The sequence below is a fragment of the Hwanghaeella sp. genome, assembly GCF_965227365.1.
In the GTDB taxonomy this organism is placed as follows: domain Bacteria; phylum Pseudomonadota; class Alphaproteobacteria; order UBA8366; family Aestuariispiraceae; genus Hwanghaeella.
The window spans coordinates 321,895-336,249 of record NZ_OZ245754.1 but is presented as its reverse complement, the minus strand read 5'-3'; the positions used below and the strand labels follow the sequence as shown (position 1 = coordinate 336,249).

15 protein-coding genes are annotated in these 14,355 nt (G+C 60.6%); 6 read left to right on the top strand and 9 right to left on the bottom strand.

The genetic code is table 11. The annotated features are described in order from the left end of the window. Positions 1–22 precede the first annotated feature (22 nt). Together ACQK2G_RS01485 and ACQK2G_RS01480 are read left to right on the top strand one after the other, a co-directional pair. Positions 23–1,057 carry a Gfo/Idh/MocA family protein gene (locus tag ACQK2G_RS01485; protein ID WP_425403240.1) on the top strand — a complete coding sequence of 345 codons (1,035 nt, stop codon included), beginning with the start codon at positions 23–25 and terminating at the stop codon, positions 1,055–1,057. After that, positions 1,054–2,052 (top strand): Gfo/Idh/MocA family protein, encoded by a 999-nt coding sequence (locus tag ACQK2G_RS01480; protein WP_425403239.1) that lies wholly within the window; start codon positions 1,054–1,056, stop codon positions 2,050–2,052. The genes ACQK2G_RS01485 and ACQK2G_RS01480 overlap by 4 nt, the downstream gene beginning before the upstream one ends. A gap of 11 nt (positions 2,053–2,063) precedes the next feature. On the opposite strand, the gene iadA is transcribed toward ACQK2G_RS01480, so the two are convergent. Together iadA and ACQK2G_RS01470 are read right to left on the bottom strand one after the other, a co-directional pair. Further along, on the bottom strand, positions 2,064–3,227 hold the full coding sequence (gene iadA / locus ACQK2G_RS01475) for a beta-aspartyl-peptidase (protein ID WP_425403238.1): 1,164 nt from the start codon (positions 3,225–3,227) through the stop codon (positions 2,064–2,066). Between the two features lie 25 nt (positions 3,228–3,252). Beyond that, complete coding sequence (locus ACQK2G_RS01470) at positions 3,253–4,398, bottom strand: succinylglutamate desuccinylase/aspartoacylase family protein (protein WP_425403237.1); 1,146 nt, start codon at positions 4,396–4,398, stop codon at positions 3,253–3,255. Positions 4,399–4,552: 154 nt separating this feature from the next. Between ACQK2G_RS01470 and ACQK2G_RS01465 the strand changes: the two genes are divergently transcribed. From ACQK2G_RS01465 to ACQK2G_RS01455, 3 genes are all read left to right on the top strand, one after another. After that, entirely contained in the window at positions 4,553–5,323 is a 771-nt protein-coding gene (locus ACQK2G_RS01465; protein WP_425403236.1) for a sulfite exporter TauE/SafE family protein, read from the top strand. Between the two features lie 123 nt (positions 5,324–5,446). Continuing rightward, entirely contained in the window at positions 5,447–6,391 is a 945-nt protein-coding gene (locus ACQK2G_RS01460; RefSeq protein WP_425403235.1) for an exopolyphosphatase, read from the top strand. 126 nt (positions 6,392–6,517) lie between these two features. Further along, complete coding sequence (locus ACQK2G_RS01455) at positions 6,518–8,542, top strand: hydantoinase/oxoprolinase N-terminal domain-containing protein (protein WP_425403234.1); 2,025 nt, start codon at positions 6,518–6,520, stop codon at positions 8,540–8,542. 2 nt (positions 8,543–8,544) lie between these two features. Here the strand turns inward: ACQK2G_RS01455 and ACQK2G_RS01450 are convergent, their stop codons facing one another. The 4 genes from ACQK2G_RS01450 to ACQK2G_RS01435 all read right to left on the bottom strand — a co-directional run bounded on the left by ACQK2G_RS01450 (position 8,545) and on the right by ACQK2G_RS01435 (position 11,736). Further along, positions 8,545–9,210 carry a flavin reductase family protein gene (locus ACQK2G_RS01450; protein WP_425403233.1) on the bottom strand — a complete coding sequence of 222 codons (666 nt, stop codon included), beginning with the start codon at positions 9,208–9,210 and terminating at the stop codon, positions 8,545–8,547. Between the two features lie 114 nt (positions 9,211–9,324). Beyond that, the gene (locus ACQK2G_RS01445) at positions 9,325–10,419 is read right to left on the bottom strand and encodes a phosphotransferase (protein WP_425403232.1); all 1,095 of its coding nucleotides are present in this window, start codon (positions 10,417–10,419) and stop codon (positions 9,325–9,327) included. Next, positions 10,416–11,015, bottom strand: a complete 600-nt coding sequence (locus ACQK2G_RS01440) for a TIGR04282 family arsenosugar biosynthesis glycosyltransferase (protein ID WP_425403231.1) — start codon at positions 11,013–11,015, stop codon at positions 10,416–10,418. Before ACQK2G_RS01440 ends, ACQK2G_RS01445 begins: the two co-directional genes overlap by 4 nt. A 4-nt stretch (positions 11,016–11,019) precedes the next feature. Continuing rightward, a complete protein-coding gene (locus tag ACQK2G_RS01435; RefSeq protein ID WP_425403230.1) occupies positions 11,020–11,736 on the bottom strand; it encodes a glycosyltransferase in 717 nt (238 codons plus the stop codon). A gap of 168 nt (positions 11,737–11,904) precedes the next feature. Here ACQK2G_RS01435 and ACQK2G_RS01430 point away from each other — a divergent pair, with 168 nt between their 5' ends. Continuing rightward, the gene (locus ACQK2G_RS01430) at positions 11,905–12,756 is read left to right on the top strand and encodes a DUF547 domain-containing protein (RefSeq protein WP_425403229.1); all 852 of its coding nucleotides are present in this window, start codon (positions 11,905–11,907) and stop codon (positions 12,754–12,756) included. A gap of 32 nt (positions 12,757–12,788) precedes the next feature. On the opposite strand, the gene ACQK2G_RS01425 is transcribed toward ACQK2G_RS01430, so the two are convergent. From ACQK2G_RS01425 to ACQK2G_RS01415, 3 genes are all read right to left on the bottom strand, one after another. Continuing rightward, positions 12,789–13,370, bottom strand: coding sequence for a hypothetical protein (locus ACQK2G_RS01425; protein WP_425403228.1), 582 nt, complete (start codon positions 13,368–13,370; stop codon positions 12,789–12,791). Between the two features lie 193 nt (positions 13,371–13,563). Continuing rightward, positions 13,564–13,830 (bottom strand): membrane protein insertion efficiency factor YidD, encoded by a 267-nt coding sequence (gene yidD, locus ACQK2G_RS01420; RefSeq protein ID WP_425403227.1) that lies wholly within the window; start codon positions 13,828–13,830, stop codon positions 13,564–13,566. Then, positions 13,830–14,306: an iron-sulfur cluster assembly scaffold protein gene (locus tag ACQK2G_RS01415; RefSeq protein WP_425403226.1), complete on the bottom strand. Its 477-nt coding sequence runs from the start codon at positions 14,304–14,306 to the stop codon at positions 13,830–13,832. Before ACQK2G_RS01415 ends, yidD begins: the two co-directional genes overlap by 1 nt. Positions 14,307–14,355 lie beyond the last annotated feature (49 nt).

Here is a 14,355-nt window from a genome sequence, read left to right as displayed (position 1 = left end):
ATAAGCCTAGGGGGAGGTGCCCGTGCCAGAAAAGTTCGGGATTGGAATCGTCGGTGCGGGCATGGCCGCCAAACCGCATATGAAGTCGTTTCAGGACTTGGCGGATGAGGTCGAAATACGGGGCGTATACTCGCGCAGGCCGGAAACCCGCGCCACCTTTTGCAGCGAATGGGGCGTACCGGAAGCACCTTCCGTCGATGCCATGCTGGCAGACCCTGCGTTGGACGGTTTGTTGATGATGACACCGCCGAATGCACGGGAGGAAATTGCAGCGAAGGCGGCCGCCGCCGGGAAGCATATCCTGATGGAAAAGCCGGTGGAACGGACCACCGATGCAGCCAAACGGATCGTCGACCGTTGCGACGAGGCCGGCGTTACGCTGGGGGTCGTCTTTCAACATCGGTTCCGCGCCGGATCCCTGGCGCTGCAGCGCCTGATTAAAGACGGCAAATTGGGCCGTCTGGCATCCGCCTATCTGGTGGTGCCCTGGTGGCGTCCACAAAGTTATTATGACGAACCCGGGCGCGGCACCTATGCGCGGGACGGCGGCGGCGTGCTGATATCCCAGGCGATCCATTCGATGGACCTTCTGCTTTCCTTGGCCGGGCCCGTTGCTTCCGTTCAGGCCATGGCGGGTAAATCCGGATTGCAGACCTTCGAGGCGGAAGACTTCGTCGGCGGCGGTATGCGTTTCGCCAATGGTGCGAATGGAGCCTTGATCGCCACCGTCACCCGTTATCCCGGCGAAGCGGAATTCATAGCCCTCAACTTCGAGAATGCATCGACCAAGATTACCGGCGGCACACTGGAGGTCGATTGGCGAGACGGTCGTTCGGAAACCTTCGGGGAAACCACCAGCACCGGCGGCGGTGCCGATCCGATGGATTTTCCACATGATTGGCACAAGGCGATGATCACGGATTTCCTGAACGCAGCACGTCTGGGACGGCAGCCGCAATCGAACGGGCATACCGCCCTGGAAGTTCACAAGCTGATCGACGCCCTGATCATGTCATCCAACGAAGGGCGCCGCATCGACTTGGAGCAACCGTTGTGACCGGTGTCGCCGTTATCGGGATCGACCATCGCCATGCCTATGGCATGCTGGGCGGGATGCTGGACGCCGGTGCGATAGGCATCGGGTGGTGGACGGAAGGATCACCCAAAACCCTGGACGGCTTCGTTAAACGCTACCCAGATCTGCCGCGTGTTGACGATCGCCACGCCATTCTGAGCGACCCAAATGTCGATATGGTTTTGATTTCCGCAATTCCCAGCGACAGGGCCGATCTGGCAATCGAAGCGATGCATGCGGGCAAGGACGTCATGGTCGACAAACCAGGCTGCATCTCGCAAGCGCAATTGGACCGCATCATGGCTGCTCAAGCAGAAACCGGGCGCATCTGGTCCGTCGATTTCTCGGAACATTTCGAGGTCCCCGCCGTCGCCAAAGCGGCCGAGTTGATCGCCGACGGACAGATCGGCAAGGTCGTGCAGACGGTCGGGCTTGGTCCCCATCGGCTGAACGCCCCTCTCCGCGACCCATGGTTCTTCGATAAAACCCGCTATGGCGGCATATTGGCCGACATCGGATCACACCAGATCGACCAGTTCCTGTTTTTCACCGGGTCGGAAACGGCGGAAATAGCCCATGCCTGTATCGCGAACCACAACAATCCGGACCATCCGGGATTCGACGACTTTGGCGAAATCGTGCTCCGCAGTCCAAACGGTCACGGCTATATCCGACTGGACTGGTACACGCCCGACGCCCTGCCCAATTGGGGCGACGGCCGGCTGACCATCCTGGGAACGGAAGGCTATATAGAGCTTCGAAAATACATCGACGTCGCCGGTCGCGACGGTACCGACCATCTATTCCTGGTGAACAAGACGCGTTGTGAATATATCGACTGCAAGGACGTTCCCATCACCTATTTTCGGAATCTGATACAGGATATCCGCGATCGAACCGAAACGGCGATGAAACAGTCCCATGCATTCGAGGTGACGCGGCTGGCGCTATTGGCGCAGGAAATGGCCGGTGGCTAGTTCACCAACAGTCAACCGAACGTCCCGGTTCTGATCAAATCACCGTCCTGCATCCAAGGAACGCCATTGGCGAACACCCACTGCAGATCCCAATTCTTTCCGAACAGCAGGATATCGGCATCGCCGCCTGCCATGACGCGCCCCTTGCCGGACAGCTGCAATATCCGCGCGGGATTGCTGGTGATCAGCGCCAAGGCCTTTTCGGCCGGCAACAACCCGTCGCGTACGATCTTCTGAAACGTCCTCAGCAGCACACGCGGCTGTGCAACCTGCATACTGACGAAGGTGCCGTTCTCGTCATAGACAGGCAGCGACCCGCAAGCGTCGGAGGACAGGGTGATGTTCTTCAACGGAACCTCCGCCGCCAGCAATGCGATAACGGCGTCCCAGGCCGTCGCACCGATTGCCTTGGGCGGTTCATCGGGTCCCGCACCGACGGTGATGTCGACCGGGGCATGTTTACCGAACGCTTTGGCGTCCTCCAAAATATGGTCGTTGCGGTTCACATGGGTCGGGTAGAATTTCGAGATCGGCAAATCGCCTGCTTCGACCGCATCGTAGATCGGCCGGAACGGATCGGCGCCATCCCCCATATGCACATGGATGATACCCGCCTTGCCCCCCAGCAATCCCCCGACATGAGCAGCCTTCCCCAGCTTCAGGAGTTCACTCGTCGTCGGGGAGGAAGACCGGTGGTCAGACACCGCCACTTCGCCGACACCGATCACTTCCGCCAGATAGCAGAGGTCGGTTTCCACGCCGCCGGTCAATGTCGGGGCAGGCACCTGGTAGGAACCGGTATAACAAAAACTGCTCAAGCCCTGAGCCCTGAGAGATTTCGCCTTCATCACGACGCTGCCGACCGTACGGGTGAAACCATCCGTTCCCAAACATCCGACACAGGACGTCGTGCCCGCCTCCGCCAAGGCTTTCGGAAGGACCTCCGGTGTACGGGTTTCCGGCCCGCCATCCCCGCCGGCACCGGCAATATGGACATGCCCATCGATGAAGCCCGGGGCGGCGACTAATCCGGCCCCATCGACGATGGCACAGTCGAGTCCGCGCGGCGGATCGATTTTTTCCGCAACGCCGAGGACTTTCCCGCCACCGATCAGGATGTCCACCCGACCCAAATGTTCAGGCGCATAACACTCAACAGCTTTGATCAGATACATGGAAATTTCCTTTCCCACGGCGCGCCTAGTCTTCCAAAAGGGCGCCGGCTTTCCGGTAGCTCAAGCTCTCCGTGCCCGCGATCTTGGCAACGTTTTCACCGGGCTCGACCAGTTTATCGCTGAATCGGGAAAACATGATGCCGTCCGTGCCGGCAAGAAGGTCCAGTCGCGCACCAACAGGATCGACAGCGGAGGGATCGTAAAGGGTCGCAACGACGTCCCCCTTCGAGACCAGATCGCCGACTTCCTTGTGGTAGCCGACGATACCGGACCTGGGCACGCGAACCAGATCGACGGCATCCAGCATGGTTACCGGGTTCTTGAGCGCAGGCAGAGGACCTGGATCCCCGCCGATGACCCCGCGACGCTGCAGGAAACGGAACAACGCGGCGGCGTCCGCATCGGCGTATTCCTCCAACACATCCGCCTGACCGCGCAGTTCGACCGTAACCCCGAAACAGGCGGCCGGTAGATCCGCACCGCCGTCGAGGAAGTCTCCGATCGTCCACCAGGGTTTGGCGTTCGCTTCGTCGAAAGCGCCCCCGCCCGCTTCAACTTCCAGCAGATTGACCGGCGCGCCCAGATCCGCGCCGAGAACCTCAACCAGATCCTTGTGCCGGACGTTGGTGTACGTGTGCAGCGTCGCCTCGCTATCACAATGCAGGTCAAGGACGTAATCCGCATCTATGGAGAGGCCGAGAAGGATCGCCCGCCATTCCTGATTCCTCGTTCGGCGCGGCAATTCGGCTGCTGCGTCCCGCAACGCCGCTCGAACCACTTGGATAGCTTCCGCCGGATCCTTCGGCAGCGATCCGCCGAGTTTTTCCGCCGCGGCCTCGGAAAGATCCGGCCAATTTCGGTTGAAGTTTCCGCTGCCGTCATAGTCGTAGCGGCCTGTCACATGTCCCCCCATGCGCTGGGCCAGGCCGGTCGGATTCGCATAAGGCAGAACAACGATCTCGCCCAGAATATCGCCGGTTTCCGACGCAGCATCCAGCATCGGGATCAATTTCTGAACAACCAACACGCTGGGCCATTCATCCGCATGCAGGGCGGCATGGATATAGGCCTTGGGACCCGCTCCGGGCGTTCCGTATCGGTGCACGATAAGTGACCGGGACGTCCCCGGCGCGGGCGACATCAAGGGGATTTCTTCGGTACGGCGGGACATTTCAGATCTCCGGGCATCGGGTTCCGGCAATCGATATCCGGGCCGGAAGCATGGCGCAAGCGGGCCCTTCCCCGGCATGGGCGGACACGGGAACAGCAATGTTGCCGAATCCCCGATTGCCGTCATCCGAAATACCGTCTAGGTGCGATAGGCAATGTTCGAACCGATAACCGATCCTCTCTTCTATCTGGCCGCCATTCCCGCCGTGCTGATTGCCGGTATCGGGAAAGGCGGTTTTGGCGGTTCGATCGGGATGTTGGCGACACCCCTGATCGCGCTCACCACCTCGCCACTGCAGGCGGCGGCCATCATGCTGCCCATCCTGTGCGCGATGGACATCATGGGATTGATTGCCTACCGCACGAAGGCAAGCTGGCCCAACCTATTGCGGATGGCGCCGGGCGCGGTCGCCGGGATTGTGATCGGCACCTTCACTTTTGATGTGATGAGCGAGGATTTTATTCGCATCCTGATCGGCGGGATCGCGATCGCCTTTACGATCAGCAACCTGATTAAACGCAATCGCGACAAGGCACCCGCCGGCCCGTCCTGGGTGAAAGGATCGGTCTGGTCCTGCGTTTCTGGCTTCACCAGCTTTGTCGCCCATGCCGGAGGGCCACCCGTTCAGGTCTATCTGCTGCCGCAGCGCATAGACAAGACACTCTATGTCGGCACGACGGTCTGGTTCTTCTTCCTGGTGAATTACGTCAAACTTATTCCTTATGGCTTCCTCGGGCAGTTCTCGACCGCCAGCCTGGGCACCTCCCTGGCACTGGCCCCCTTGGCGCCGGTTGGAATCTGGTTGGGCCTGAAACTGCATCAGCGGGTGAATGAAGCGCTGTTTTACCGCATCATTTACACCTTCTTAATTCTCGCCGGGGCAAAACTCCTGTTCGACGGGTTTTCGGGCCTGTTGGCCGGCTAACGGCATTGCCGGCGAGCTTTAACCAAAGCTGTCGTAGCGAATGGTTTTCTGATGCGTTAATCTGTACGCCTGCCAAGCATCGGCGGGGGGCGGGAAGACGGATAAGTTCAGGGGAGAAGAGTCATGGCGGAACAGGACGCCCAGAATGAAAAATACCGTCTGGTAACCCGAAGCGACTTCGACGGGTTGGTCTGCGCGGTTCTGCTGCGCGAAAACGGGCTGGTCGACCACGTTGCCTTCGCGCATCCGAAGGATATGCAGGACGGCGTCGTCAGCATTACCAAGAAGGACATTACGACCAACCTTCCTTACGTTCCGGGTTGCTATCTCGCCTTCGACCATCATGCGTCGGAAGCGGTCCGCAACGCCGAACGCGCGAACCACATCATCGACCCGAACGCCCCTTCCGCAGCCCGCGTCGTGTACGACCACTACGGCGGGAAGGATACATTCCCGACCATCGGTGAAGACCTGATGACCGCCGTGGACAAATCCGACGCAGCCATGCTGGAGATGGAGGATGTCACAAACCCGCAGGGTTGGATCCTGCTCGGGTTCCTGATGGACGCCCGGACAGGTTTGGGGCGGTTCCGGGATTTCCGGATTTCCAACTATGACCTGATGATGAAACTGATCGATCTGGTGCGGGAAAAGTCGATCGATGAAATCCTGCTGGACCCGGACGTCAGGGAACGCGTCGCTCTTGTCGAGGAATACGAGGACAGATTCGACGAGCAGCTGAAACGCTGCACCACCGTTCACGACAACGTCGCCGTGCTGGATCTGCGCTGGGAAGACAATATCTGGCCCGGAAACCGGTTCAAGATCTATACGATGTTCCCGGACTGCAACATATCCGTCCACATCATGCGGGGACGCGAGAATGTGAACACCGTCTTCGCCATCGGTAAATCCATCTTCAACCGCTCGTCCAAGACCAATGTCGGGGAATTGTGCCTCGCTTTCCGGGGGGGCGGCCATCATGCCGCGGGCACCTGCCAAGTCGCCAACGGCAACGCCGAAAATGTCAAGAACGCCCTGATCAAACGCATGGTGATGGACGGCTAGGCGGGCCAGGTTCCGGCGAAACTCGCCCTAGGCAGAGGATTTCCGCACGACATCCCGCTTGCCTGCCCTCTTTCCGTTCGTTATCGGGGCTGGGACGCATTTTCTTTCATGGCGGCGGGATTTCTCATGGCGGATGGTCTGAGGCTCGGGATCGATACCGGCGGCACTTTCACGGATGCAGTACTCTGCCGGGAAGACGGTGCCGTATTCCGTACAGCGAAGTCCCTGACCACCAAACACGATCTGAGTATCGGGATCGGCAAGGCCATCGCCGCCATCATGGAACCGGATGGCGATGACGCGGTTTCCGCGGATACGATCCGCTTGGTTTCCATCTCGACCACGCTGGCCACGAACGCGGTTGTCGAGTCCCACGGCCAACCGGTTTGCCTGATCATGATCGGCGAAACAGAGGCAGCCCTCGATCGCGGCGGGTTGCGGCAAGCGCTGGGCAACGACCCCGCCGTCTTTATTGCCGGCGGTCACCAGTCCAACGGGGACGAGGCGACGCCGCTCGACATAGCGGCGGTCGAGACAGCATTGGACGCGCATGCCGGCAAGGTGTCCGCCTTCGCGGTTTCAGCGCATTTTGGTTCCCGCAACCCGGCGCATGAACAGCGTGTACGGGACCTCGTACTGGAGCGCACAGGACGCCCGGTTACCTGCGGGCACGAACTTTCCGCCAACCTGGATATGCCGCGCCGCGCCCTTACCGCGGTTCTGAACGCCAGGTTGATCCCACTGATCGCCGATCTGATCGAGGCGGTCACCGGCCTGCTGAAACAACGCGGCATAGCCGCGCCCTTGATGGTGGTGAAGGGCGACGGGTCTCTGATTTCGGCGGAGACGGCGCGCTTACGACCGGTCGAGACCGTCCTTTCCGGGCCGGCCGCCAGCGTCGTCGGCGCGCGCCATTTAAGCGGCAAAGACGACCTTATCGTTGTTGATATGGGGGGTACCACGACGGACATTGCCCTGCTGCGCGGCGGGAAGCCGCAATTGGACATGGACGGCGCGAATGTCAGCGGCTGGCGTACCATGGTCGAGGCGATCGCGGTCCATACGGTCGGCTTGGGTGGAGACAGCGAAATCCGTTTGGATGACGAGAAACAGCTTGTAGCGGGGCCGCGTCGTGCCGTGCCTTTAAGCCTGTTGGCCCATGAATACGATGACGTTTTGCCGGTGCTGAAGAAACAGGCGAACCGGGCCTATGCGAAGACTTATGACGGCCGCTTCGCCATCCGCCAAAGAAAGCTCGTGGAAGGTGCTGCCAAACTGTCGGCAAGCGAGCAGCGCATTTGGGATAACCTGGCGGACGGCCCGGTCGCTCTTGAGGTCTTGCTCGCGGACCGGGCACCGGAGCAACCGCTGCGCCGGTTGGTCGACCGGGGACTGGTAGCGATTTCCGCCTTCTCACCCTCGGACGCCGCGCATGTCCTCGGGCTGCACCATGCCTGGAATGCGGAGGCGGCCCGCCTCGGCGGACGGATCTGGGCCAGAAAGGAAATCCGATCCGGTAAGATGATCGCGGCGGACGAGCGGGAATTCGCCCAAACTGTCTTCGATCTGGTGATCAAGCAAGCCGGAGAAGCGCTCGTTCTCGCCGTGCTGGATGCGGAAGGCATGGCCGTTCCAGACCGTCTCGGCGCGGTGACCAGGCGACTGCTATCCGCCGCCTTCTCCGGCAAGGACGACCCGACCCAACGAAGCGAATTGCAGGTCGATCTGCGTTTCCGCACGCCGGTCGCGGGTATCGGCGCGCCGGCGGCAACCTACTACCCGGCCTTCGGCCAGCGAACCGGAACACAGATCGAACTGCCGCCGCATGCGGATGTCTCAAACGCCGTCGGCGCCGTAGCGGGCGGCGTCATGCAGACAGTTCGGGTCCTGATCTCCGCCCCCAACGAATTCGTCTACCGTGTCCACCTGCCCGACGGACTGAAAGACTTTCCAAGCTTCGAATCCGCCGCCGCGGAGGCGCAAGAACAAGCATCGGCCATGGCCCGTCAGCAGGCCCTGGATGCCGGCGCCGGCACCGTGCATGTAGACTGCGCCCGCGACGACCGTTTCGTGAAGCAGATGGGCGGCCGGGACCTTTTCGTGGAAAGCACCGTGACGGCCGTCGCTACCGGGCGCCCGTCACTTGGATAATCCTACTTGGATGATTTCACCGGCGGGACGGGCTCCATTCCACCCCCGGCCGGTCGATCCAGCGTGAAGAAATCGTCGACGACCGAGTAGTCCATGTATCCGAGCCGCGCCAAGGGCCGGATCTTTCGGATGTCGATCCTGCCTTCGTCGGTGATCACGTCGTCACGCACATGGATGCCGATCACACGGCCGATCACCAAGGTATTCGGGCTTCCCTTGCGGCCCTCCGGCAAATCGACGATCTGAAACAGCTCGCATTCGAAACTGGCGGCGGCGTCGCGAACCCGTGGCGGCTTCACCTTTTCGCAGGGCGCGGCGGCAAGGCCCGCGAGCACCATTTCGTCCTCTCCATGGGCCGCCGGACCGGAGGTCACATTCATCTGATTGGCCATGTCGTAACCGACCAGATTATAAACGAATTCCTTCGTTTCGGTAATATTTTGGAGAGTATCCTTCCGGCCGCCTTCTTGATGGTAGCCGTTCGGGGAGAAGGCCAGCATCGGCGGATCTTCCGCGATTGCGTTGAAGAAGCTGAACGGCGCCAGGTTCGGCTTGCCATCCTTGCTGATCGTGCCGATCCAGCCGATCGGCCGGGGCACCACCATCGACTTGAACGGTGAATAGGAAAAGGGCGCCGGTTTCGGGGACACGGCCGGATCAAAGAACATACGCGCTAGCCTTTCTGACAAGTACCCGGCGACATGGACCGTCGGCCTGGCAGGATTGTTGATTGAGCAGAAAGATAGGGCGCGCGGCCGGGGTTCTCAATCGCACCGGCCGTCCTATGTCCCAAGAAGACGGGTCAATGCATTGTCTTCACACCATTCCGACCGGACCCGTTCAATGATCTCGTCGGACAGGTAGCATGTAACCCGTCTTGCCACGTGGCCGATGAGGTCACCGTTGGTATTCTCCGCCGACCAGTCTTCCGCCGATATCGCCGCGTGCTTGTCCGCAATCTGTCCCGCCCTGCTTTCGACGGCCCATTTAGCGCACCAAGTGACCGACCATAGCCACATGATCCGCCGCATGGGCAGCAGCCAAGGTTTCAACGCCACGCCCAGTTCCGACGGCACTGCATCCAGCCAAGCGGCGTAGAAACCCGCCACTTCGTCTACCGTAAGCTCTGCATAGGTCGAGACGTCCCAGGTCGTCGAGGTGTAGAGCGTCGCATGCGCCAGATCGAACCCCGCCCCGCCGTATCGTCCCTTTTCCAGGTCCACCAATACGGCCCGGCCGGTACCGGTCTCGGCTATGAAATTCCCCGGATGGGCGTCGAAGGAGATCAACGTCTTCATCGGCGGCGGCATTTGCGCCGCAACGCTACGGACACTCTCAATCTCCGCGCCGATCGTCTGTCGGCTCTGCTCGGAAACCGGGGCGAAAGGGGAAGACAGGTTTCGTCCCTGCGCCAGAACCTCCTCCAGCGTCGCGTTGACCGCATTTTCCGGATCCTTCAGCGGCGCGCGCCGATCCGCGGGCGGAACCGGCAGCGCGTGGATGGCGGCCAGCGCGCGCGCCGCATTCCCAAGTCCGGCAGGCAGCGCCATGGTCCGCCCCCGGATTTCCTCAACCACCAACGCGCCCATCGGGATATCCGGGACGGGATCGATAACCGCGAAGAGCTTCGGCGTGTGGCCGCTCGGCTCCATCCGTCGGAAACAGGCGGCCTGATAAGCCAGATTGTCCCGGGCAGCCAGCGCCAATTGGCTTTGCCGGGGCACGCGCAACAACATGGCGGTTCCGCCGATACGGATATGGTCATGCGCCAGCCCCGTCGTCGGCAAGGGGATCAATTCCTCCGCCGTCACAGGGACAAATCCGGACAGCGTCGAAACCGCGGCCGCCAGGGCCGGGATCTGATCGATCAGCTTCATCGCAGCCCCTCCTTCCATGCCGTGTAGGACGGACCGTCATCCACGTCCGGCAGGACAGGTGCAAATGCGACCCGCATTCCAGGCGGCAGTGTCGCGATGGTGTCACCCAATGCGTGGGGACCCGACCAGCGCACGCCGCGGAACAAGCCATAAGGCACCGCGCGCACGCGCTTGAACCCAACGAGCCAATAACCGCCATCCTCCGCCGGACCGAAGACCGCGTCCTGCCGGCCGAGCAGCGAAACCGCCTGTCGCAGGACCGTACCGTCGATGCCAGGGATGTCCGAGCCGATGAGCACTACCGGCCCAGGCGGCGCGGCACGCAGCGCGCGCGCCATCCTCTGACCCAGATCGCCTCTACCTTGGGCTTTGAGCTTTACCCCTTGCGGCCAATCACGACGAACATGCACCGCACGGTTGGGCGATACGCACCAGATCACCCGCCAGCGGCCGGACATAGAACATTGCCGATGCAACCGGTTGAGATTTCCGCGATAGAAGCGAAGCGCCGGCCCCGCGCCAATATCCCGCGCCAGTCGACTTTTCACACGGCCAAGCCGAGGCTGTTTCGCAAAAATCAGGACCGTCGGCTTCATCCCTTCACCCATAGAGCTTCGCGATAATCCGAGGCGGCAGGCCCAGGAAATATAGCGATAGGCAAATCAGATTGCGCACGGACCGCCGCAGATAGCCGGACCGCCTGTACCGCGCGGCGGAGGTCACGACAGCGGCATCCAACGGCATCATGTTACTGCGACCGATCCGCCGGACGATATCCACGTCCTCCATCAATGGAATGGCTCGATACCCCCCGACCTTGCGGTAAAGCGCGGGTGTCAGCAACAGCCCCTGGTCCCCATAAGGCAGGCCGAATTGCCGGCAGCGCCAAGCCACCATGCTTTCCAAACGCGCGGCCGACGCCGCACCGTCGTCTAGCGTGAACCGGAAATAGCCGGCCTTCTCGTTTCTGTCGGTCCGGTCCGCGAAATCGCGCACCGCCTTGTCCCAGCCTGGTTGAAGAAAGCTATCCGCATGCAGGAATAACATCAGGTCGGGGTCGTCTCCGGAAAGTGCCTCTTCCGCGCCCTTGGAAAGTTGCAGCCCGCGTCCCTTCTCTGATCTCAGGACACACAAGCCCATTTCTTCCGCCAACCGGACCGTCCCGTCCGCCGAACCACCGTCGCAGATCAGGATATCCACGTCCATATCGAGCCCGGATGCGCGCAGGGGCGCTACCGCAGCCGATAGGGTGCCGGCCGCGTTCAAGGTAAGCATGATCACCTGCAGACGCAGAGCAGATTGGTCGATAGAAGACATGCTTCCGGCCTAGGCAGTTTTCCAAGCCGCCGCAAGGGCGGGACGGCCAAACCGGCCACCGGTCACGTAATCCTGATCGTTTCGTGTGCAACCCGGTTCTGGGACAGGCCCTCCCGCGCTCGTATATCCAACTGGAATGCGGTAAGGACAATTTCGGAGGATTTGATTGTGGCAGGATCGATCGAAAATACGGCATGCGGAGGTAAGCACCTTATTGCCGTCCTCTGTCTTGCCCTTCTCTTGCCGCTCATCGGCGCCACAACCGCCACCGCGAAAAGCGCTAAGCTTTGGGATATCTGGGCCAAGCATGACGAAACATCCACGGCAACGATCGAGCACGGCGCCTGGGATCAGTTCCTCGGCAAGTACGTCTATCCCGACCAGACCGGCGTGAATCGCATTCCTTATGGCCAGGTGAGTGACCAGGACCACGCCATTCTGAAAGCCTATATCGCGCGTCTCTCCGGCCTCACAATCACGACCTATAACCGCGCCGAGCAGGAGGCCTATTGGGTCAACCTCTATAACGCGCTCACTGTCGATGTGATCCTGGACCACTATCCGGTGAAGAGCATTCGCGACATCGATATCTCCGGCCTCTTCTCCGACGGTCCATGGGGGAAGGACCTGGTGGAGATCGAGGGACACGGCGTCTCCCTCGACGATATCGAACATCGCATCCTGCGCCCGATCTGGCAGGATCCGCGCACACATTACGTGGTCAACTGCGCCTCCATCGGCTGCCCAAACCTGCTGCCGGTGGCCGTCACCGCCGGCACGCTGGACGAGATCAAGACCGAGGCCGCCCGTGCCTATGTCAACCATCCGCGCGGCGTGACCATCGAGGGTGAAACCGCGACGGTCTCAAAAATCTATGATTGGTTTTCAGAGGATTTCGGCGGCAGCGAAAACACCATCCGCGCCCATCTCATGCTTTATGCCGATCCGGCGCTGGCCAAGGCAATCGAACAGGTCGAGGACTTCGACTATGCGTATGATTGGGCGCTGAACGGAGATTGACCTGCCTCACCGAACTTACACACAACACGGAATTAGAATGCCCGCTTTCCACGCCATCGGGAAAACAGACCAAGGGCGGCAAGCGCGGCGAACAATAACGGAAAAGCCGCGGGAACCGGAACGGTACTGACGCCGAACCCTGTCACCCTGTTCGCCACCTCAGTATCTCCACTCGCCAAATCGCCTTGCAGATAGGTCCAAAGTAAGTCGCCATCCGCAACATTTGCACTGGACCGGCCACTGAAAGACACGAAATCACCAACCGAGGCAAATGACAGGAAAGTCCCGATGACGGACCCGTCGACGAAGCCAATCGTCGGGCCATTGTGGAACCCGGTAACCCGGGTGGCCCCTGCGCCCGGCGGCAAGACGGTGAAAAAGGAAGCCCCTTCGGTAAACGGCGATGCGCCGAGCAGTGTGTCACCCACAACCAGCTCGTCGATCTGGAATCCGGAGAAGAAACTTCCGTCGTTGTTGTCGAAGATCAACCGGAAATCATAGTCGAAGAAGGCGCCATCCTGCGTCTTCACGTAATCCAGGCGAAACGGCGTGGCATTCGCGTTGACGGTCGCCATGCAGAAAACGACCAAGAACAAACCAAACAATCCACGCATCAAGACTTCCCCTTACGTTTCGGTGAACAGAGAGGTTGTGCCGCCGGGAAAATCACCTTGCGGCACCCCTATACCTCTAAGAGAGATTTGCACAGATTTTTGACCCCTTTCAACCTGGGGCAGGTCAATGGGTGCTGCGATTGTTAACGATTGTAAAATATAGAGAAATTTGAATTTGAAACCGTCATAGAGATCAATCGGGTACCGGATCGTACCCCGATCCACCCCAGGGATGGCATCTGAAAATCCGGCGCAACGACAGCAAACCTCCCTTCAAAAGCCCGTGTTTTGTAATAGCTTCCACCGCGTATTCCGAACAGGTCGGGGCAAAGCGGCATCTGGGCCCAAGCATCGGGGAGATGACGTAGCGATAGAACTTGATCGGCAGGAGAACCAACCAGATTGCCGCCCGCACGGCCGGCGATCTATCCTTCGATCCACTATTTTCGGAAGTGGCCATCAGGCCGGTTGCGCGGCGGCGTCCTCTGACCCGCCCGCCTTCGCCGGATCGCTCTTGCGGATTTCTGCTATGGCTTTTTCCACACCGTCGAAGGGTAACAGGATGGAGGCATGGCGGGAGCGGTGGTCGCGCGCCGGGATCAAGACCTCGTAGACCGACCAGGGCCCCGAAGGCGGGTTGCCATTTTCTTTCAGCATCGCCCGCATTTCGCGGGCGGCCTTGGCGATCTGCTCCGGCGTCTGGCCGACGACGACCTGTTTCATCAGGGCGGCGGAGGACTGGCCGAGCGCGCAGGCGCGCACTTCCTGGCCGTAATCACTGACAACACCGTCCTTCATCTTCAAGTCGACCTTCACCCGGCTGCCGCAAAGCGCACTGGTGACGGTGACGCTGGCATCGGGGTCGTCCAGCCGGTCCTGTTTATTCAGGCTGCCGGCCAAGTCCAAGATGCGGTCGTTGTAGAGGGCATCCGCCATTGCTGCCTTCCCAAGAAATTCGACAGGTCTTCCCTAGTGATCCACCTAT